This is a genomic window from Bradyrhizobium guangxiense (assembly GCF_004114915.1).
Taxonomy (GTDB): Bacteria; Pseudomonadota; Alphaproteobacteria; order Rhizobiales; family Xanthobacteraceae; genus Bradyrhizobium; species Bradyrhizobium guangxiense.
Genome location: NZ_CP022219.1, coordinates 4811930 through 4831036, shown reverse-complemented (window position 1 = coordinate 4831036; position 19107 = coordinate 4811930). Strand labels below are relative to the sequence as shown.

Sequence of the window (19107 nt, the reverse complement as noted above, 5' to 3'; positions counted from 1 at the left end):
TTAAAGACGAGCGGCTTACGCCGCCGCCCTGACAATTTGTCAGCGTGCTTGACCATCGACGCCGGACGGTCCGCCTCGCGCCTGCGAGCATCGCTGATCATAACAGAATCTTGCAACGTCTAACGAGCAAAACGCGCGTGACGCATCCAGTATGGCCGTCGAGTTAGATCCTATTTCAACGGGGAGGCCATGATGTCCGGTATCGGCGCCCGGGCGAATGACCATGTCGTTCGACCTCAATTCGTCGCCAGTCTCGATGATCAGTCGCGTGATTGGGAGCTCGTGCTGCGGGAATCCCACCATCGCATGAAGAACACGCTGACGCTGCTCGGTGCGTCCGTCCGCCGCGATTTCACGCGGACGGGGAGCCATGATGTGTCGCTGGCGGCGGACCGGCTCGAGCGGCGCATCGTCGCCTTCGGCAGGCTCTATCAGCTCCTGTCCGACAATGACGACCCGTCAATGGTGTCCGTCGCGCCCTTCTTCGAAAATCTGTGCGGCGCGCTCTCCGAAGCGGTGCTGGAGCCGGCGGGCATCCGCTGCGAGGCCGCGATCGAAAGCGGCACATTGCCGGCCGCGCAGTGCCATCGGCTCCCGCTGATGCTGACCGAACTGGTCACGAATGCGGCAAAGCACGCTTTTCCGAACAAATGTGGCGCGCTGATCCGTGTCGACTTGGTCGACCGCGACGGCGCGTGGCTCTGCACGGTGGCCGACAACGGCATCGGCGCCACCGGTCCGCTGCAGGGCACCGGCAGCCGTATCCTCGAAGGACTCGCGCGCAGCATCCACGCGAAGCTGCACGGCGAGGCGGGGCAGGGCGGGACGCGCGTGACCATCGTGCTGCCGGCCGTTGTCTGAAGAATCGTACGTGCCTGCAATCCGCATTTCATCAGGGAGTTCGACATGGCCACCATCGAAATCGAACGTGAAACCGAAACCAGGCCCTCGTCATCGCGCAGCGTCGATCTGAAGCTTGAAGTCGTCGTGATCCCGGTATCCGATGTCGACCGCGCCAAGGCGTTCTACGCTCGCCTCGGCTGGCGACTGGACGCCGATTTCAGCTCGGGCAACGACTGGCGCGTGATCCAGTTCACGCCGCCCGGCTCGGCCTGCTCGTTGATCTTCGGCAGGAACGTGACGGCCGCGGCGCCCGGCTCGGCGCGCGGCCTGTACCTGATCGTCTCCGACCTGGAGGCGGCACGACAGGAGCTTCTCGACCGCGGCGTCGAGGTCAGCGCGCCATTCCACGGAGCCGGCGACGCTCATACCGGGTCGGACGAGCCGTATCTGTTCGGCAGTGTTCGGGTCGATGGTCCTGACCCGAAGCGCGGCAGTTACAGTTCATTCGCATCATTCAACGATCCCGACGGCAATGGCTGGCTGTTCCAGGAGGTCACCGCACGACTGCCCGGGCGCATCGCAGGCGGCCGCACGACGTTCGCCTCGGCGAGCGATCTTGCCGCGGCGATGCGCCGTGCCGCGGTGGCGCATGGCGAGCACGAGAAGCGAATCGGCGGGCACGACGAGAACTGGGCCGACTGGTACGCCGATTACATCGTGCGCGAGCAGGCCGGCCAGCCGCTGCCGTCCTGAAGCTGCTGCATTTTCTTCCCTGACGGCGCGCGATGATGTTTTCGTCGCGCGCCGTTTGCGTTGGGTCGCGCGGTCTTGCAACAAGCATCCATCACTCGCCTCGATCGCGCGGACTCGCAAGGGCTAACGCACTCTAACAACCCATAACGAGCAAATCGAAAGTGCCTGGGTCAATCTCCTTGCACGACGAGCCGACGTCTCGACGTCGAATCCGGTGAGCATCACCGGTCAAAGCAAGGGAGATCCGAAATGACCACGCAAGCACGCGCCGATATCCTCAACCCCGATCGCCGTCAATTGCTGGGCCAGGCCGCGATGACCGCGGTCGCGGCCAGCGTCTCCAGCCTGCTGCCGCTGCATTCGGCAAAGGCGGCCGTGAGCGGCGCGATCCGCCCCTTCCACGTCAACGTGCCTGAAGAAGATCTGCTCGATCTCCGCCGCCGTCTCGCCGCGACGCGATGGCCGGACCGCGAGATCGTCGCTGACCAGTCGCAGGGCGTGCAGCTGACGACGGTGCAGCAGCTCGTGCGCTACTGGCAGAGCGACTATAACTGGCGCAAGCTGGAGGCGCGGCTGAACGCGCTGCCGCAATTCGTCACCGAGATCGACGGCGTCGACATCCACTTCATTCACGTCCGCTCGCGTCACGAAAGCGCGTTGCCGATGATCGTCACGCATGGCTGGCCGGGCTCGATCATCGAGCAGATGAAGATCGTGGGACCGCTGACCGACCCGACCGCGCACGGCGGCAAGGCTACGGACGCGTTCGATCTCGTGATCCCTTCGCTGCCCGGATACGGCTTCTCGGGCAAGCCGACAGCGCTCGGTTGGGACCCCCAGCGCATCGCGCGCGCCTGGATCGTGCTGATGGAGCGGCTCGGCTACAGCCGGTACGTCGCGCAAGGCGGCGATTGGGGCAATGCCGTGACGGAGCAGATGGCGTTGATCGCGCCGCCGGGACTGCTCGGCATTCACACCAACATGCCCGCAACCGTCCCCGCCGACATCGCCAAGGCGCTGCAGCCCGGCGGGGCGCGGCCGTCGAATCTCTCGGCCGAGGAGCGCATTGCCTACGACCAGCTCGACGATTTCTACAAGCGCGGCCTCGGCTATGCCATCGAGATGTCGAACCGGCCGCAGACGCTTCTTGGCCTCGTGGATTCGCCGGCGGGGCTGGCGTCCTGGATGCTCGATCACGATACGCGCAGTGCGGCGATGATTGCGCGCGTGTTCGACGGCAAGGCCGAAGGGCTGTCGCGTGACGACGTGATCGACAACATTACGCTCTACTGGCTCACCAACACCGCGGTGTCTTCGGCGCGGCTTTATTGGGAGAACAAGCTGGTGTTCTTCGAACCCAAGCACGTCAAGATCCCGGTCGCCGTCAGCGTCTTTCCGGACGAGATCTATGCCGCGCCGCGCAGCTGGGCCGAGAAGGCCTATCCGAAGCTGATGCACTACAACCGCCTCGACAAGGGCGGCCACTTCGCGGCCTGGGAGCAGCCCGCGCTGTTCACTGCGGAAATGCGTAACGCATTCCGTCCGCTGCGCCAGTCGATCTGACATCGAGCGACGTCAGGAGTAAGGACCATGAACCGCCCCGAACGTACTTTCACGACGGATGAGATCCGCCTGGAGCGCCGCCTGCCGACCTATTGGCGGGGCACTTTCGACATGCCGCCGGTGAACATCTTCGGCCCGAGGCACCTTCCGCTGCTCAGCGACATCGTCACGGCGATCGAGACCGATCCGGAGGTGAAGGTGGTGGTATTCGACAGCGCTGTGGAAGGCTTCTTCATCACGCATTACGACTTCCTCGCGCCGCCGGAGGATTCGCTTGCCATTCCGCCTGGGCCGACGGGCCTGCAGTCGCTGCCTGACACGCTGGTGCGTCTCAGCCGCGCGCCGGTCGTCTCCATCGCTGCGATCCGTGGCCGCGCCACCGGAGTCGGCAGTGAGCTCGCGCTCGCCAGCGACATGCGCTTTGCCAGCCGCGAGAAGGCGATCCTGTCGCAATGGGAGGTCGGCGCCGGCCTCGTGCCCGGCGGCGGGCCGATGGCGCGCTTGCCGCGTCTGATGGGCCGCGGCCGCGCGCTCGAAGTGCTGCTCGGCGCCGACGACATCCACGGCGATCTCGCCGAGCGCTATGGCTATGTCAACCGGTCGCTGCCGGATGCCGAGCTCGACGGCTTCGTCGAGGCGCTCGCGATGCGGATCGCCTCGTTCGACAAGCAGGCAATCGCCGAGACCAAGCGTCTCGTCGACGTTGCGAGCCTGCCGCCGGATGTCGAGATCAAGCCGGAGTGGGACGCATTCCTGGCTGCGCTCGGTCGCCCCGCGAGCCAGCCCCGCCTCAAGGCGCTGATGGCGCGCGGCTTCCACCGCGCCGGCGACGTCGAGAACCGGCTCGGCTTCCACGTTGGGCAGATCGGCAGCTGACGGAACCGCCGCGGCGCTCGACCGGGTTTGAAGGGGTGGGGCGCCACGCCGATGTCGCCTTTTCCCGCTACGAGCGGCGATGCTCATAAACAGATCAGGAGAACCATGATGATCCGCAAGGCAAAAGCAGTCTGGAAGGGCACGGGCCGTGATGGCGCCGGCCATCTCTCGAGCGAATCCGGCGTGCTCGCGCAGACGCCCTATTCGTTCAAGACCCGCTTCGAGAACGAGAAGGGCACCAATCCCGAGGAGTTGATCGCGGCCGCGCATGCGGGCTGCTTTACGATGGCGCTGGCCTTCGGCCTTCAGATGGCCGGCTTCACGCCGGACGAGCTCTCGACCGAGGCCGCCGTCACGCTCGAGCCCGAAGGCAAGGGGTTCAAGATCAGCAAGTCCGCACTCACACTGCGCGCCAAGGTGCCGAACCTCGACGATGCCGGCTTTGCCAAGATCGCCGGCGAGGCGGAGAAGAATTGCCCGGTGTCGAAGGTGCTCAACGCTGCGATCACGCTCGACGCCAAGCTGGACTGAGCGAATAGAGGGAGTGGTGGCCGTGCCTCGCCAACATCAGCCGGATGAAGACAGGTTCCGCGCGATCCTGCCGGAGGACATCGCGTGGCAGCCGTTTCCCGCCTTCCCGCCGGGCGCTCGGCTAGCCGTGATGGTCGGTCACCCCAGTGAAGCCGGACCCTACGTGGTCCGGGTCAGGGTGCCCGGCGGCACCAAGCTGATGCCGCACAAGCATCCCGAGGATCGCATCTATACGGTGATGTCCGGTGTGTTCTACATCGGGCTCGGCGAGCGCTTCGACGGCAACGAGGTCAAGGCCTATCCGCCGGGCAGCGTCATCGTGCTGCCCGGCGAGACCTGGCATTTCCACTGGGCGAAATCAGGCGAATATGTCACGCAGGTCTCCGCCATTGGACCGCTGGGCCTCGAATATCACGACGACCAAGACGATCCGCGCTTGCATCCGGCTGCGGAGGAGCGCTGAATATCTCGACCAAATCAATGGAGCACCACATGACGACAGAGCGCGCAGTTTTGGCCGGGGGCTGCTTCTGGGGCATGCAGGATCTCATCCGCAAGCAGCCGGGGGTGATCTCCACCCGCGTCGGCTACACCGGCGGGCATGTCAAGAATGCGACCTATCGCAATCACGACGGTCACGCCGAAGCGATCGAGATCATCTTCAATCCCGCCAAGACCAGCTTCCGGACCATGCTGGAGTTCTTCTTCCAGATTCATGATCCCACCACGCTCAATCGCCAGGGCAATGATATCGGCACGAGCTATCGCTCCGCGATCTTCTACACCAGCAACGAGCAGAAGAAGATCGCCGAAGACACCATCGCCGACGTCGAAGCGTCCGGCCTTTGGCCGGGCAAGGTGGTGACGGAGGTCGCTCCCGCTGGTGAGTTCTGGGAGGCCGAACCCGAGCATCAGGATTATCTCGAACGTTATCCGGACGGCTACCCCTGCCACTTCATCCGGCCCGGCTGGAAGCTGCCGCGCCGCGCGGCGGCCGTAGGAGGCTAGAGCGCGGCGAAGGATTGGTTCAAGATCAACTCGAGCTCGCGCCCACCTCCCCCGTAGAGAGGTGAGCCAGCGCGACCGGCCCTAACATCACCACGTCATAGAGGGCATCGTTGTGTCGTCAAGCGCGCAATTGCCCGATCAAATCGCGGGCAGTGCGCATATCGGCGATCTCAGAGCCTTCGACAAACGCCTCGCAGACATGATCGAGAATCGCCTTGGCGTCCGCGCCCCGGCCTGTGCCGATCATGAGCCGCGCGAGACTGGTTGCACAGCGCAGCTGCCAAAAGCGGGCGCCCTGCCGGACGGCAATGTCGATCGCCTCGCGAAAGCGCGCCTCGGCATCCCCCGAATGCCGCGCGGTCCTCTGCATCAATTCTCCCTGGATGCGGATCAGCTCCGGCAGATACCAGAGTTCCTGCCGGTCGTTGCATCGGGTCAGGACGTCCTCGATCACGTCGAGGCCGCGGTCAATCTGGTCGGCCGCCAGGAAACATGCAGCGAGCTCGCCGAGCAGAGGAAGAAAGCGCGGCAGGAAGCGCGCATCGCCGGCGCGATTGAGCTCATCGCGCAGCAGCGGCAGGGCGGTCGCGATGTCGCCGCGCCTTGCCATGACCGCGGCGTTGAAGGCCCGTGCCCACATTCCCCATGGCCGGATCGCGTGGCGCTCGGTGTGCTCGAGCAGCTCGGCGCCGTGGCGCTCGGCGGCATCGAAATCGCCGGACCAGAATGCGATCGGACAGGCGGCCTGCCCCAGCACGCTACAGAAGGTCAGCGCGTGGCCGTTGGCACGGCCCTCCTCGATGTTCTTGGCGGCAAGCGCCTGGGCCTGATCGGCGAAGCCCTGCAGCCACAGGATGCGGGCCCGGAAATATTGCGTCGATATCCTGAGATCGAGCGGGAAGATTTTCGGCTTCTCCACCAGCACATGCAGCGAGGCGTTCACCCGGTCGATACGCTGCCGCGCCTCGTTCTGGTCGCCCAGATAATGCAGTGCGACCGCCATCAGCCGGTCGCTCAGCATGAGATCGGTGCTGTCGGATGAATTCATTGCGGCGTTCGCAAAGCGGTCGGCGAGCGCGCGGGCCCTGCCGAACTGCCCGTTGTTGAACTGGTCGATGCTCAAGCCCCAGAGCGCGCGCAGCCGGAAGTCCTTGTCGTCGAGACGCTCGGCCAGCTCCAGGGTCGTCTCGAGAATCGGACGCGCCTCGCGCGCGCGCCCCTCGCCATACATCAGCGACCAGCCGAGTGCCGACAGCAGCTGCATGCGGATGCGGTCATTGCCGCCGTCGTCGCCGAGCGCCGCCAGTGCCGTTCTGCAGCGCTCGCGGCATTCGGCGAACAGCGAAAGGCGTACCCACAGGGGCACCGCGGTCGCCGTCAGCGCGATGCCGAGCCGCGCATCGCCGTCGGGTGCGAAAGCCCAGTCCAGCGCCACGCGCACATTGTCCAGCTCCCCGCCATAGGTGCTCAGCCATTCGGGCAGCGGCATCGACGTGTCGGCCCCCGCGTGCGCGAAGAGATCGCGGAAATGCTCGGCATGGCGCCGCGCGAACTGCCTGTTTTCGCCGAGCTCGCTCAGCTTGCCGAGCGCATAGGTGCGCGTGGTGTCGAGCAGGCGATAGCGCAGCGTCCGCGAGCCGGAGGGCGAGATCAGCGATTTGGTGACCAGGCTGTCGATCGCCTCCAACGTCTCCGAGGGGCTGAGGCCGTCACCGGACGCGACCGCGGCCGCGGCCTCCGGCGCGAACGGGCCGGCGAACACCGACAGCCGGCGCAAGGTGGCGCTTTCCGCGGGAGGCAGCAGGTCGTAGCTCCAGTCGAGGGCGGCGGCGAGCGTTTGGTGCCGCGGGACGGCCGTGCGTCTCCCCCGCCATTGCAGCGAAAAGCGGCTGTCGAGCAGGGAGGCCGTGCCGGCGATGCCATACGCGTTGACACGGCCGGCCGCGAGCTCGATGGCGAGCGCGATGCCATCGAGGCGCCGGCAGATGCTCGCGACGAGCGGCGCCTCCTCGGCGCTGAGCTGGAACGGCCCCGAGCTCTGCGCGATACGCTCGACGAAGAGCTGGGCGGCGGGATAGGCGAGGACCTCGGCGACGTCGAGACCCACGCGTTCGGGCGGACAATCCAGCGGAAACAGCCGGAAAATCCGTTCGCCCTCGCTTCGGAACGACTCGCGGCTGGTTGCGAGAACACGAAGAAGCGGCGCTTCGCGAACCATGCGCTCCACGAGCGGGGCCAGGATGTCGAGCACGTGCTCGCAACTGTCGAAGATCAGCAGGGTCGGTCCGGCCTTCAGAAATGTCAGGATGGCCGGCGCCGGATCCTCCGAGCTGACGGTCAGTCCGAGGGCGGAGGCGATGGTGGTCGTGACATGGCCGGCGTCGCGCAGCGGGCCGAAATCGACGAAGAAGACGCGGCCGCCGAAATCCGCCGACCGGCGATGCCCCACGGCGACGGCGACGGCGGTCTTGCCGATGCCGCCCGGGCCGACCACGGTCATGAAGCGATAGAGCGTCAGGCCGTTCGAGATCTTCTCGATGACGTCCTCGCGTCCGACCATCTTCGCAAGCTGAGTGGGCAGTGAACGGGGAGGGACGATTTCGGCGGAGACGGATGCGGCCTGCGGCGCGGCCTGAGCGAAAGGGGCGACGAAGCAATAGCCGCGACCCGGCACATTGAGGACATAGCGGCCCGACTTGCCGGTATCGCCGAGCACTTTGCGCAACGCTGCGACATGAAAGCGCAGGCTGCCCTCGTCGACATTCACGTCGGCCCAGATGCGCTTGACCAGCTCTCTCTTGTCGACGACTTCCCCGGGGCGCTCGGCCAGCAGGATGAGAATATCGAGCGCGCGGCCGCCGACGTGAAGCGGCTCCCCCGCTTTCTCCAAGAGCCGGGATTTTGGAAACAGCCGAAATGGTCCGAACGAAATGACCGAGTCTTGGTTAGTCTGAGCTGGCACGCGCCATTGCCCCCGCAACGGGAGTCAAAAGGTATTTTATTGTGGTGTAACAGAACGAGGCGTCCAGTAAACTGGCCGAAAGGCGCATGGCTGGCAGACCTGTGCAGATGGCTTGGGTCGGTTTGGGCCCCGCCTGAATAATGCTTGAGGCGGAATGGCTTAGGCGGCAAGGGGGCGACCCGCGTCCTTTGTGACGATGCGCGCCGACAGCGTGACGAGGCCCGTCAGCGCGGCCAGCAGCCAGAACGCCATGGGCAATCCCCCAAGACGTGCGACGAAGCCGACGCCGGCAGGACCGATCAGGACTCCTGCATAGCCCGCAGTCGTGATCGCTGCGACCGCAAGCCCCGTCGGCATCACCGTTTGCCGCGCCGCCCGGCGGAAGAGCACTGGCACGAGGTTTGACGCGCCGAGCCCGACCAGCAGGAATCCGGCGATGGCGACCGCCGCAACAGGCGCCGTGAGCAAGACCACGAAACCCGCGATCGCAATCAGGCTGCCCCACAGCAATGTCGCGTGGTCCCCGATGCGCGCAACCACGGCGTCGCCGCCGAGCCGTCCCACCGTCATTGCGATCGAGAACACGATGTAGCCGGCTCCGCCTTGCGCTTCGGTGACGAGACCCGCGCCGATCACGAGCAGCGCGCCCCAATCGAGCATCGCGCCCTCGACCAGGAAGGTGATGGCGCCGAGCAGCGCGAGCAGCAGCACCGAACCATGCGGCAGCACGAACAGCGGGCCCTCCTGCACCTGCACGGAGCGGAGCAGGCGCGGCCAGGTCACGACCATCGCGATCAGCATCAGGACGGAGCAGGCCAGCGTGCAGGCGAGCGGGCCGAATTGCAGCGAGAGCAACGCCGTCATCAGCGCGGATCCGGCAAAGCCGCCGATGCTGAACAGCGCGTGGAAGCCTGACATCAGCGGGCGTGCCGCGGCGCGCTCCACCTCCACGGCGTGGATGTTCATGGCGACGTCGATCGAGCCGAGCGCGGCGCCAAATGCGAAAAGTGCCAGCGCCAGCGTTGCGGGCGAGCTTGCGACCGCGAGCAGGGGCAGGACCAGCGCCAGGCCGAAACCGCCCGCAACGATGACCGGCCTGCTGCCGTAGCGCGCGCTTACGATCCCGGTCAGCAGCATTGCGACGACCGAGCCGATGCCGAGGCTGAGCAGCAGCAGTCCAAGCACCCCGTCGTCGACGCCGAGCCGCATTTTCGCGAACGGCACAAGCGGCGCCCAGCACGCGATGCCGAAGCCCGCGACGAGGAACGCAAGCCGGGTCGCAAGGCGTGTCGAGGGCCGGTCGGCGGAAGACATGGGAACTCCGGGGGCGCAGAGGCGGGGCGGACGACAAGCCCGACGATTGTCGCGACTTTATGTCTGTTGGCGTGCACGAGGTGTCGCGGGTGCATGCGCGTCTAGTTCGGGTAAGCGCATGCCAAGCCCAACGACCGGCGGGCAGACGGGGGCAAGGCCGTCAGCCGCCGAAGGCGGGGGTGTGTCAGCACCAGCCTTGAGCTCGTCTGATCGCAGGTCTACTCCCGACCCCAGTTGCTCTTGGCTAAGAGGGCGAAGCGACGAAGCAAAGCTCGGGCGAAATAAGCCGTGAGGACGCGAAGGCATGTCTGTAGCCACACAATCGGTGTCATCGTCCGGATTGACCGGGCGATCCAGTACTCCGAGACGGCCGTGAGCGTCAGCCCTCGAGAATGCGCCGGCAGGCGTCGACGAACACCGCTGCCCCGGTGACGATGTCGGCGTCGGCGGTGTTCTCGGTCCAGTGATGGCTGATGCCGCCGATCGACGGCACGAACAGCATGCCGGCGGGCATGACGGTTGCCAGCATCTGCGCATCGTGGCCGGCGCCACTCGGCATGCGGATGGATCGTCCACCAGCGAGGGCCTTGCTCGCGGCTTCGATTGCATCCTGAAAGCCTGCGTTCATCATGGCGGGCGCGCCGGTGCGCAGTTTCTCGACGGTGACGGCGCAGGGACCGTTTGTGCTGGCCTCGTCCGCCATGCTCCGCAGCAGCTGCTCCAGCCGGGCGATGACGGCGGGATCGTCGTCGCGAATCTGGAACAGCATCTCGGCGCCGCCCGGGATGATGCTCGGCGCGCCCGGATCGAGCGTGATGCGGCCGGTGGTCCAGACCGTGCGCGGACCGCAGGCGGCCGGGAAACGTTCGTCGATCGCGACGCAGAATTTGGCCAGCGCCAGCCCGGCATCCTTGCGCGCGGCCATGCGCGTGGTGCCGGCGTGATTCTGCTCGCCGGTGAAATTGATACGGTATTGCCAGATGCCGACGATGGAGGTGACGACGCCGATCGCGAGCTTGCCGCTTTCGAGCGTGTCGCCCTGCTCGATATGCGCCTCGATATATCCGACATGGCGGCCCGGCTCGACGCGGACACGTGGGCGGCCGGCGAGTCCCGTCTCGGCGAGCGCATCGCGCATGGTGCGCCCGCTGGTGCGGTCGCTTGCGGCGTCGATGTCGGCTTCGCTGACCTGTCCGACATAGGAACGCGAGCCGAGGAAATGCCCAAAGTGGCCTTCCTCGTCGCACCAGGCGGCAACTTCCACGGCGCCCTTCACCGAGGGATCGGCATTGAGCACGCGCGCAGCCTCGAGCGCATAGACGACGCCGAGCGGGCCGTCGAGCCAGCCGGCGTAGTTCTGGCTCTCCAGATGGGAGCCGGCCAGCAATTTCGGCCCCGGCGTTGCGCTGGTGCCGATGACGTTGCCGATGCCGTCGATCGAAGCGGAAAGAGCCGCGCCAGACAGCTTGCGCACGAGCCATTCCAGCGAAAGCCTGTGGGGCTCGGAGAACGTCGGCTTGTGCACGCCGGTCTTGTAGGCGCCGATGGCGCGAAGCGCGTTGAGATCGGCAAGAACGCGCTCACCGTCGACGGAAGGACGATCGTCAGGCATGTTCGGCAACCCTGAGCGCCTCGGTGCGGATTTCCTCGACCAGCCGTTCCTTGAGCTGGACGAATTCGGGCGTGGTCTTGATCTTGTAGGAGCGCGGATGCGGCAGGGCCACATTGATCTCGGCCTTGATCCGGCCGGGACGCGCGCTCATGACGATGACGCGGCTGCCGAGGAAGATGGCTTCCTCGATGTCGTGGGTCACGAACAGCACGGTTTTCTGGTCGCGTTCCCAGATTCCGAGCAGCATCTCCTGCATCAGGGCGCGGGTCTGGTTGTCGAGCGCGCCGAACGGCTCGTCGAGCAGCAGGATCTTGGGATCGTTGGCAAGCGCGCGTGCGATCGCCGTGCGCTGCTGCATGCCGCCGGAGAGCTGCTTGGGCCAATGATTTTCGAAGCCTGACAGCCCGACCTGGCGGATGAAGGCGTCGGCGATCTTGTAGCGCTCCGCCTCGGACACACCACGCTCACGCAGACCGAAGGCGATGTTTTCGCGCACGGTGAGCCAGGGAAACAGTGTGTAGGACTGGAACACCATGCCGCGATCGGCGCCGGGGCCGGTCACCTCGCGCCCGTCGAGCGTGACGCGCCCGCTGCTCGGGCGATCGAGACCGGCGACGATGCGCAGAAGCGTGGACTTGCCGCAACCGGAGGGGCCGAGGATGGTGACGAAGTCGTTGTTGCCGATGATGAGGTCGGTCGGCTCCAGCGCCCTGGTCGGCGCGTTGCCGTGGCGCGCGGGGAAAGTGCGCGAGACCTGCTCGACCTTGAGGATCGTCATGCCAGCCTCCACGGAAACAGCCAGGCGTTGAACGCCTTGAACAGGAAGTCCGAGAGCAGGCCGATCAGCCCAATCACGATGATGCCGAAGATGATCTGGCCGGTGTTGAGCAGCGCCTGGCTGTCGGTGATCATGTGACCGATGCCCGAGGACGAGCCGATCAGCTCGGCGACGATGACGTAGGTCCAGGCCCAGCCCAGCACCAGCCGCAGGATTTCCGCGATCTCCGGCGCGGAGGAGGGCAGCAGCACGCGGCGGATGATGCCGCGGTCGCCGGCGCCCAGCGTATAGGCGGCCTCGACCAGATCGCGCCGCGTGGCGCCGACGGTCACGGCGACCATCAGGATGACCTGGAACACCGAGCCGATGAAGATGACGAGCAGTTTTTGCAGTTCGCCGATGCCGGCCCACAGGATCAGGAGCGGGATGAAGGCGGAGGCGGGCAGATAGCGCGCGAAGGAGACGAACGGTTCGAGGAACGCCTCGACCGGCTTGTAGGCGCCCATCAGCACGCCGAGCGGCACCGCGATGATCGCCGCGAGCGCAAAACCGCCGACGACGCGCCAGATCGTCATGCCGATATCGTAGACGAACCCCTGCTTGGCCAGCAGGTCGAAACCTTCCTGCACCATGGTCAAGGGGTTGGCGAGGAAGGTCTTCGACACATGGCCGCCGAGCGTCGCCCAGGACCAGAGAGCAACGAACAGCACGAAGAACGCGAGGCCATAGGCCACGCGCTGCTTCGATGTAACAGGGTCCAGGGGACGCATCGACGCTATATCCGAGCGGTGAACAGATTTGCCGGCCCCGTCGCGAGACGGGGCCGGCAGCTTCTGGGTGACTTACTTGATGAAGCTCGCGTCGAAGAGGTCCTCGACCTTCGGCGCGGCCTTGATGATGCCGATCTCGAGCAGCAGGTCGGCGGCCTCCTTGTTGAAGGTCAGGAAGTCGCCCGCGAAGAACTTCTGGTTGGCGGCCTTGTCCTGCCAGCGCAGATATTTTGCCGAGTTGCCGAACTGCTCGCCGGTCTGCTTCACGTCGGCGCCCATGATCTCGTAAGCCTTGGCCTGGTCCTTGGCGATCATGTCGAGCGCCTCGAAATAGCTGTCAGCGAGCGCCTTGGCGGCCTTGGGATTGTCGGTCAGGAATTTCGGCGTGCAGCCGAAGGTGTCCATCACTATCGGATAGTCCAGCGTGGTCGCGATGATCTTGCCCTTGTCGGGGGCGGCACGCACGGTCGACAGATAGGGCTCATAGGTCATGGCGGCATCGTTCTGGCCGGAGACGAAGGCCTGCGCGGCCGCGGCAGGCTCGAGGTTGACGACGGTGACGTCCTTGGTGGTGAGGCCGTTCTTCTTCAGCATCCAGGCCAGCGCAAAATAGGGCGAGGTGCCGGGCGCGGAGGCGGCGACGGTCTTGCCCTTCAGGTCCTTGATGGCGGCGACGTCGTTGCGCACAGCCATGCCGTCGGCACCATAGCTCTTGTCGAGCTGGAAGATCTGCTTGGTCGCCACGCCATTGGCGTTCCAGGAAATCCAGGTCTCGACCGTGGTCGCGGCGCACTGGATGTCGCCGGAGGCGATGGCGAGATGGCGATCCTTTTGCGGAATCTTCTTGATGGTGACGTCGAGGCCGTTCTTCTTGAAGATGCCAGCCTCCTTCGCCAGCGTCAGCGGCGCGAAGCCGGTCCATCCGGAAATGCCGACGCCGACCTTGACGTCGTCGGCGAGCACGGGAGTGGCGGCCGAAAGAGCAATGATTGTCACAAATACTGTCGAACTACGCATGATTGTCGTCCTCTTGCCCAAATGGATTGACGTCCTGTTGATCTCTGTCGGCCCAAATGGGCCGTTGCCCGAAGCGTTGCACGATTTGTGCCGACATATCCTCTCAGCCTCCCTTGAATCGCGCGACAAGGCGGTGAGAGTCACCGGGGTAGAGCAGGCGCACGGCCGTGATCGTGCGCGCGCTGCGCCAGGTGTAACGGTCGATCACGAGACAGGGGGCGCCGACGGCGATCGCGAGCGCGCCGGCCGTATGATCGTCCGCAACGATGGCGCTGATCGTGTGCTCGGCCTCCGTCCATGGCACATGGTGAAGCAACCACGAGCCGGGCGGCTCGCGCGAGAAGTCCGCGGTCGCAGCATCAGGCACGGACGACAGGTCGATCAGCCGGTCCTCGACGGCGAACGGCACGTTGTCGGCGCTGTGCCGGCAGGTGATTGCAATCACCTTGCCGGCCTTCTTCACGCCGAGACGATCACGGTCGGCGGTGGTGGCCGTGCGCAGCTTGCGGTGGATCAGCTCATAGCCGTAGGCGCGCCCCAGTGCGGTGATCTCGGCGCGGATGTCGGCGATCTTCAGCACTGCCGACATGTGCTGCGGCCGGCGCACGAAGGACCCCGCGCGCCGCCGCCGCTCGATCAAGTCAGCCTGCGCGAGTTCCGACAGGGCCTTGTTCACGGTCATGCGCGAGCAGCCGTAACGGGCGACGAGCTCATGTTCGAACGGAATGCGATGTCCGGGCGGCCATTCGCCGGTCAGGATGTGCTTTTCGATGTCGGCGCGAATCCGCTTGTAGAGCGTCGGCTTGTCGGTGGCATCGGTGGCGAGGCTCATGCAACGAGCCTCCGAACCGACGCGTTGAAACGCTCGCGAGCGGCCCGGCGCAGCCTGTGCCGGCCGCCTTCGACGACCTTCTCGCCCCCGGCCCAGACACAGTCGATCGTGCCGCCGCCCGCGGCAAAGATCCAGCCGTCAATGGCAGCATCGCCGTGACGCCCAGCGAGCGAAGGATGTGCGCCGTCGAGCGTGACGATATCGGCGCGCGCGCCGGGCGCGAGGCCAACGGACGTCTGCGCCAGCGCCTGCGCGCCGCCCGCCAGCGCATGGTCGAACAGCGCGCGTCCGGTCGAGCGGCCTGCGCCTGCGGAGAGCACGTTGCGCTCGCCATGCTTGAGTCGCTGGCCGTATTCAAGCTGGCGCAATTCGTCGGCAACGCCGACCAGCACGTTGGAATCGGTGCCGATACCGTATACGCCGCCGGCACCGAGGAATTCGCGCGCCGGAAAGATGCCGTCGCCGAGGCTGGCTTCGGTGATGGGGCAAAGGCCGGCGACCGCGCCGGTCGCGGCGAATGCGCTGACTTCCTCATCCGTCGTATGGGTCGCGTGAATGAGGCACCAGCGCCGGTCGAGCGGCGCGTGCTCCAGCAGCCATTGCACCGGGCGCCGGCCCGACCAGATCAGGCAATCCTCGACTTCCTTCACCTGCTCGGCGGCGTGGAGGTGCACCGGCCCGCCGTCGGCCAGTGGAATGATTGCGCTGAGCTCGTCCGGCGTCACGGCGCGCAGGCTGTGCGGGGCGATGCCGATATTGGCGCCCGGCAACGCGCTGATCGCCTTGCGCGATGCAGCCATCAGCGCCGCGAACCGATCGACCGAGCAGATGAAGCGGCGCTGACCGTCATGCGGCGCGGTGCCGCCGAAGGAGCCATGCGCATAGAAACTCGGCAGCAGTGTCAGCGCAATGCCGGAGGCTTCGGCCGCCTGCGCGATGCGCGCGCCCATCTCGGCGGGATCGGCGTAGTGCGAGCCGTCGCGGTCGTGGTGAAGATAATGGAATTCGCCGACGCGGGTGAAACCCTGCTCCAGCATCTCGACATAAAGCAGCGTCGCAACAGCTGCGACGTCGTCAGGCGTCATCGCCAGCGCGAAGCGATACATCGTCTCGCGCCAGGTCCAGAATGTGTCGGTGCTGTCGCCGCGCAGTTCGGCGAGCCCCGCCATGCCGCGCTGGAAGGCGTGGCTGTGCAGGCTCGCAAGTCCAGGCAGCGCGATGGCGTGGCGCTCGTCGCCGGCGGCAGGCTGCACGTCCGCTGTCACCGCCGCGATCACGCCGGCGGTGATCACCACCTGCACGTCATTGGCCCAGCCCGAGGGCAGGAGCGCGGAGGCGAAATGCAGTCGTGTCATGTTTCCATGGCGGCTGGACAGAACCGCCTTACGATTATATGTCTAGACATATAAGTCAAGCATCCCAGGGCGCAGGGGCATCCGCGAAGGGACCGTTGCATGGCAGAGCGTTTCGACCGGATCTGGCACAATGCTCGGCTCGCCACGATGCGGGTCGACCGTCCCGATCTCGGTGAGATCGAGCATGGCGTGATCGCCATCCACGGCGGCCATATCGTCTATGCGGGCGCGGCGGCAGACTTTCCTGTTGATGCCGACGCGATCAAGCGCATTGACTGCGAAGGGCGCTGGATCACGCCGGGCCTCGTCGATTGCCATACCCATCTCGTCTATGGCGGCAACCGCGCGCACGAGTTCGAGCTGCGCCTGAAAGGCGCGAGCTACGAGGAGATCGCCCGCGCCGGCGGCGGCATCGTTTCGACGGTGGCTGCGACGCGCAAGGCAAGCGAGGCCGAGCTGGTCGCAAGCGCGCTGCCGCGGCTAGATGCACTTATCGGCGAGGGCGCCACCACCGTCGAGATCAAATCCGGCTATGGCCTCGACACCGAGACCGAGATGCGTCAGCTCGCCGCAGCGCGCAGCTGCGGCCGCCAGCGGCCGGGGGCGATCCGCACGTCCTTCCTCGGCGCCCATGCCCTGCCGCTGGAAGCTGACGGCGACAAGGATCGCTACATCGATCTCGTTTGTAGTGAGATGCTGCCGGCAGTAGCGAAAGCGGGACTCGCCGATGCCGTCGATGCCTTCATGGAGGGCATCGCGTTTTCGGCCGAGCAGACCGCACGGGTGTTCGAGACGGCGAGGGGGCTTGGCCTACCGGTCAAGCTGCACGCCGACCAGCTCTCGAACCTTGGCGGCGCGGCACTCGCCGCGAAATTCTCGGCGCTGTCGGCTGATCATTTGGAGCATACCGACGAAGCCGGTGCCGCCGCGATGGCCAAGGCCGGTACGGTGGCCGTGTTGCTGCCCGGCGCGTTCTACTTCATTCGTGAGACGCAAAAGCCCCCCCTCGAAACGTTCCGCAAGCATGGCGTTCACATGGCGCTTGCGACTGACTGCAACCCCGGCAGCTCACCGCTGACCTCGCTGCTGCTCGCGATGAATATGGGCGCGACGTTGTTCCGGATGAATGTGGCCGAGTGCCTTGCCGGCGTCACCCGGGAAGGAGCGCGGGCGCTCGGTGTGCTCGATGAGACCGGCACGCTGGAAGCGGGGAAATGGTGCGATCTTGCGATCTGGGACATCGAGCGGCTGGCCGAGCTCGTCTATCGCATCGGCTTCAATCCGCTGCATCGGCGGGTGTGGAGGGGGCAATGACGGGCGAGGGCGCAGCGATCGTCGTTAAGCCGGGAGCGGTTGGCCCCGACGATCTCGCTCGGGTGCTTGCGGGCGCTCCCGTCATCCTGGATCCGACGTTCTGGCCGCGCGTGGAGGCGGCTGCGGAGATTGTTGCGAAGGCCGCGCAAGCCGACGCCCCCGTCTACGGCATCAACACCGGCTTCGGGAAGCTGGCCTCGAAGCGCATTCCGCCTGATCAGACCGCGCTGCTCCAGCGCAACCTGATCGTCTCGCATTGCTGCGGCGTCGGCCCGGCGACGCCGCAGCCGATCGTTCGCCTGATGATGGCGTTGAAGATCGTCTCGCTCGGCCGCGGCGCCTCCGGCGTGCGCCGCGAGGTGATCGAACAGCTGCAGGACATGTTGGCGCGGGGTGTCTATCCGCTGGTGCCGCAGCAGGGCTCGGTCGGCGCCTCCGGTGATCTTGCGCCGCTTGCGCATATGACGGCGGTGATGATCGGCGAAGGGCAGGCGATCGTCGACGGAAAGGCCGTGCCCGGCGGAGAAGCGCTGGCGGCTGCGGGCCTCGCGCCGCTGACGCTCGGCCCCAAGGAAGGCCTCGCGCTGATCAACGGCACGCAATTCTCGACCGCCTATGCCATCTCCGGCGTATTGCGCGCCTTCGGCTTGGCGCGCGCAGCGCTCGTTACCGGCGCATTGTCGGTCGATGCGGCGATGGCCTCCACTGCGCCATTCCGGCCCGAGATCCAGGCGCTGCGCGGTCATGCCGGGCAGGTCGCCGCGGCTGCGACCCTGACCGCGCTGCTCGACGGCAGCGACATTCGCCTGTCGCATCTCGAAGGCGACGAACGTGTGCAGGATCCCTATTGCCTGCGTTGCCAGCCGCAGGTCGCGGGTGCAGCGCTCGACCTGATCACGCAGGCCGCGCGCACCCTGATCGTCGAGGCCAATGCCGTCACCGACAATCCGCTGGTGCTGGTCGAAACCGGCGAGATCGTCTCCGGCGGGAATTTCCACGCCGAGCCGGTGGCCTTTGCCGCCGACGCGATTGCGCTGGCGCTATCGGAGATCGGCGCGATCAGCGAGCGGCGCATCGCGACGCTGGTCGATCCTGCACTGAATTTTGGCCTGCCGCCGTTCCTCACCCCCGATCCAGGCATCAATTCCGGTTTCATGATCGCCGAGGTGACGGCTGCCGCGCTCTATGCCGAGAACAAGCAGCGCGCGCTCGCCTGTTCGATCGATTCGACGCCGACCAGCGCCAACCAGGAAGATCACGTCTCGATGGCCGCGCATGCCGCGCGGCGTCTGTCCGACATGGCCGACAATCTCGCCGCCATCCTCGGCATCGAGCTTCTGGTCGCCGCCCAAGGCATCACCTTGCGCGCGCCGCATGCGACCAGCGGGCCGTTGGCTGCCGTCATCGCCGCGCTGCGCGAGCAGGTGCCCGTACTCGGTGCGGATCGCTATATGGCCGGCGATCTCGCCAAGGCTGCGGCGCTTGTCGAAGCCGATACACTACCGGCAGCAGCGATCGCGGCGCTCTCATCCGATCCGTTTCCGAGACTTGATTGAACAAGACTTGCCTAAGAGGTGGC

General features: G+C 66.1%; 17 protein-coding genes. 9 read left to right on the top strand and 8 right to left on the bottom strand.

The features are described 5' to 3' along the window. Window positions 1-192: 192 nt before the first annotated feature. The 7 genes from X268_RS23175 (at window position 193) to msrA (ending at window position 5574) form a co-directional block, all read left to right on the top strand. Window positions 193-861: a sensor histidine kinase gene (locus X268_RS23175; protein ID WP_128927066.1), complete on the top strand. Its 669-nt coding sequence runs from the start codon at window positions 193-195 to the stop codon at window positions 859-861. 45 nt (window positions 862-906) lie between these two features. After that, window positions 907-1596, top strand: coding sequence for a VOC family protein (locus X268_RS23170; protein ID WP_128927065.1), 690 nt, complete (start codon window positions 907-909; stop codon window positions 1594-1596). A gap of 249 nt (window positions 1597-1845) precedes the next feature. Continuing rightward, window positions 1846-3159, top strand: a complete 1314-nt coding sequence (locus X268_RS23165) for an epoxide hydrolase family protein (RefSeq protein WP_128927064.1) — start codon at window positions 1846-1848, stop codon at window positions 3157-3159. A 27-nt stretch (window positions 3160-3186) separates the two neighbouring features. Beyond that, complete coding sequence (locus tag X268_RS23160; RefSeq protein ID WP_128927063.1) at window positions 3187-4035, top strand: enoyl-CoA hydratase/isomerase family protein; 849 nt, start codon at window positions 3187-3189, stop codon at window positions 4033-4035. Between the two features lie 108 nt (window positions 4036-4143). Next, on the top strand, window positions 4144-4566 hold the full coding sequence (locus tag X268_RS23155) for an OsmC family protein (RefSeq protein WP_128929357.1): 423 nt from the start codon (window positions 4144-4146) through the stop codon (window positions 4564-4566). A gap of 22 nt (window positions 4567-4588) precedes the next feature. Continuing rightward, window positions 4589-5029 carry a cupin domain-containing protein gene (locus X268_RS23150; RefSeq protein ID WP_128927062.1) on the top strand — a complete coding sequence of 147 codons (441 nt, stop codon included), beginning with the start codon at window positions 4589-4591 and terminating at the stop codon, window positions 5027-5029. A gap of 29 nt (window positions 5030-5058) precedes the next feature. Next, entirely contained in the window at window positions 5059-5574 is a 516-nt protein-coding gene (gene msrA / locus X268_RS23145) for a peptide-methionine (S)-S-oxide reductase MsrA (RefSeq protein ID WP_128927061.1), read from the top strand. Between the two features lie 118 nt (window positions 5575-5692). On the opposite strand, the gene X268_RS23140 is transcribed toward msrA, so the two are convergent. From X268_RS23140 to X268_RS23105, 8 genes are all read right to left on the bottom strand, one after another. Further along, a complete protein-coding gene (locus X268_RS23140; RefSeq protein ID WP_128927060.1) occupies window positions 5693-8536 on the bottom strand; it encodes a winged helix-turn-helix domain-containing protein in 2844 nt (947 codons plus the stop codon). A gap of 159 nt (window positions 8537-8695) precedes the next feature. After that, window positions 8696-9850: an MFS transporter gene (locus X268_RS23135; protein WP_128927059.1), complete on the bottom strand. Its 1155-nt coding sequence runs from the start codon at window positions 9848-9850 to the stop codon at window positions 8696-8698. 379 nt (window positions 9851-10229) lie between these two features. Then, window positions 10230-11462, bottom strand: coding sequence for a Zn-dependent hydrolase (locus tag X268_RS23130; protein ID WP_128927058.1), 1233 nt, complete (start codon window positions 11460-11462; stop codon window positions 10230-10232). Next, complete coding sequence (locus X268_RS23125; protein WP_164937881.1) at window positions 11455-12240, bottom strand: ABC transporter ATP-binding protein; 786 nt, start codon at window positions 12238-12240, stop codon at window positions 11455-11457. Before X268_RS23125 ends, X268_RS23130 begins: the two co-directional genes overlap by 8 nt. Further along, window positions 12237-13010: an ABC transporter permease gene (locus X268_RS23120; protein WP_128927056.1), complete on the bottom strand. Its 774-nt coding sequence runs from the start codon at window positions 13008-13010 to the stop codon at window positions 12237-12239. The genes X268_RS23125 and X268_RS23120 overlap by 4 nt, the downstream gene beginning before the upstream one ends. A 72-nt stretch (window positions 13011-13082) precedes the next feature. After that, a complete protein-coding gene (locus X268_RS23115; protein ID WP_128927055.1) occupies window positions 13083-14027 on the bottom strand; it encodes an ABC transporter substrate-binding protein in 945 nt (314 codons plus the stop codon). 103 nt (window positions 14028-14130) lie between these two features. Further along, the gene (hutC, locus tag X268_RS23110; RefSeq protein ID WP_128927054.1) at window positions 14131-14859 is read right to left on the bottom strand and encodes a histidine utilization transcriptional repressor HutC; all 729 of its coding nucleotides are present in this window, start codon (window positions 14857-14859) and stop codon (window positions 14131-14133) included. Beyond that, entirely contained in the window at window positions 14856-16214 is a 1359-nt protein-coding gene (locus tag X268_RS23105; RefSeq protein WP_128927053.1) for a formimidoylglutamate deiminase, read from the bottom strand. Before X268_RS23105 ends, hutC begins: the two co-directional genes overlap by 4 nt. Window positions 16215-16313: 99 nt before the next feature. On the opposite strand from X268_RS23105, the gene hutI reads away from it, so the two are divergent. Then, entirely contained in the window at window positions 16314-17528 is a 1215-nt protein-coding gene (gene hutI, locus X268_RS23100) for an imidazolonepropionase (protein WP_128927052.1), read from the top strand. Then, window positions 17525-19084 (top strand): histidine ammonia-lyase, encoded by a 1560-nt coding sequence (hutH, locus tag X268_RS23095; RefSeq protein ID WP_128927051.1) that lies wholly within the window; start codon window positions 17525-17527, stop codon window positions 19082-19084. Before hutI ends, hutH begins: the two co-directional genes overlap by 4 nt. Window positions 19085-19107 lie beyond the last annotated feature (23 nt).

Bases quoted from the DNA above. Each gene is read 5' to 3' on its own strand.
- X268_RS23105 (WP_128927053.1), bottom strand. From the start codon at position 16,214: ATGACACGACTGCATTTCGCCTCCGCGCTCCTGCCCTCGGGCTGGGCC.
- X268_RS23130 (WP_128927058.1), bottom strand. From the start codon at position 11,462: ATGCCTGACGATCGTCCTTCCGTCGACGGTGAGCGCGTTCTTGCCGAT.
- hutH (WP_128927051.1), top strand. From the start codon at position 17,525: ATGACGGGCGAGGGCGCAGCGATCGTCGTTAAGCCGGGAGCGGTTGGC.
- X268_RS23175 (WP_128927066.1), top strand. From the start codon at position 193: ATGTCCGGTATCGGCGCCCGGGCGAATGACCATGTCGTTCGACCTCAA.
- X268_RS23165 (WP_128927064.1), top strand. From the start codon at position 1,846: ATGACCACGCAAGCACGCGCCGATATCCTCAACCCCGATCGCCGTCAA.
- X268_RS23135 (WP_128927059.1), bottom strand. From the start codon at position 9,850: ATGTCTTCCGCCGACCGGCCCTCGACACGCCTTGCGACCCGGCTTGCG.
- hutI (WP_128927052.1), top strand. From the start codon at position 16,314: ATGGCAGAGCGTTTCGACCGGATCTGGCACAATGCTCGGCTCGCCACG.
- X268_RS23125 (WP_164937881.1), bottom strand. From the start codon at position 12,240: ATGACGATCCTCAAGGTCGAGCAGGTCTCGCGCACTTTCCCCGCGCGC.
- msrA (WP_128927061.1), top strand. From the start codon at position 5,059: ATGACGACAGAGCGCGCAGTTTTGGCCGGGGGCTGCTTCTGGGGCATG.
- X268_RS23120 (WP_128927056.1), bottom strand. From the start codon at position 13,010: ATGCGTCCCCTGGACCCTGTTACATCGAAGCAGCGCGTGGCCTATGGC.
- X268_RS23155 (WP_128929357.1), top strand. From the start codon at position 4,144: ATGATCCGCAAGGCAAAAGCAGTCTGGAAGGGCACGGGCCGTGATGGC.
- X268_RS23160 (WP_128927063.1), top strand. From the start codon at position 3,187: ATGAACCGCCCCGAACGTACTTTCACGACGGATGAGATCCGCCTGGAG.
- X268_RS23170 (WP_128927065.1), top strand. From the start codon at position 907: ATGGCCACCATCGAAATCGAACGTGAAACCGAAACCAGGCCCTCGTCA.
- X268_RS23115 (WP_128927055.1), bottom strand. From the start codon at position 14,027: ATGCGTAGTTCGACAGTATTTGTGACAATCATTGCTCTTTCGGCCGCC.
- hutC (WP_128927054.1), bottom strand. From the start codon at position 14,859: ATGAGCCTCGCCACCGATGCCACCGACAAGCCGACGCTCTACAAGCGG.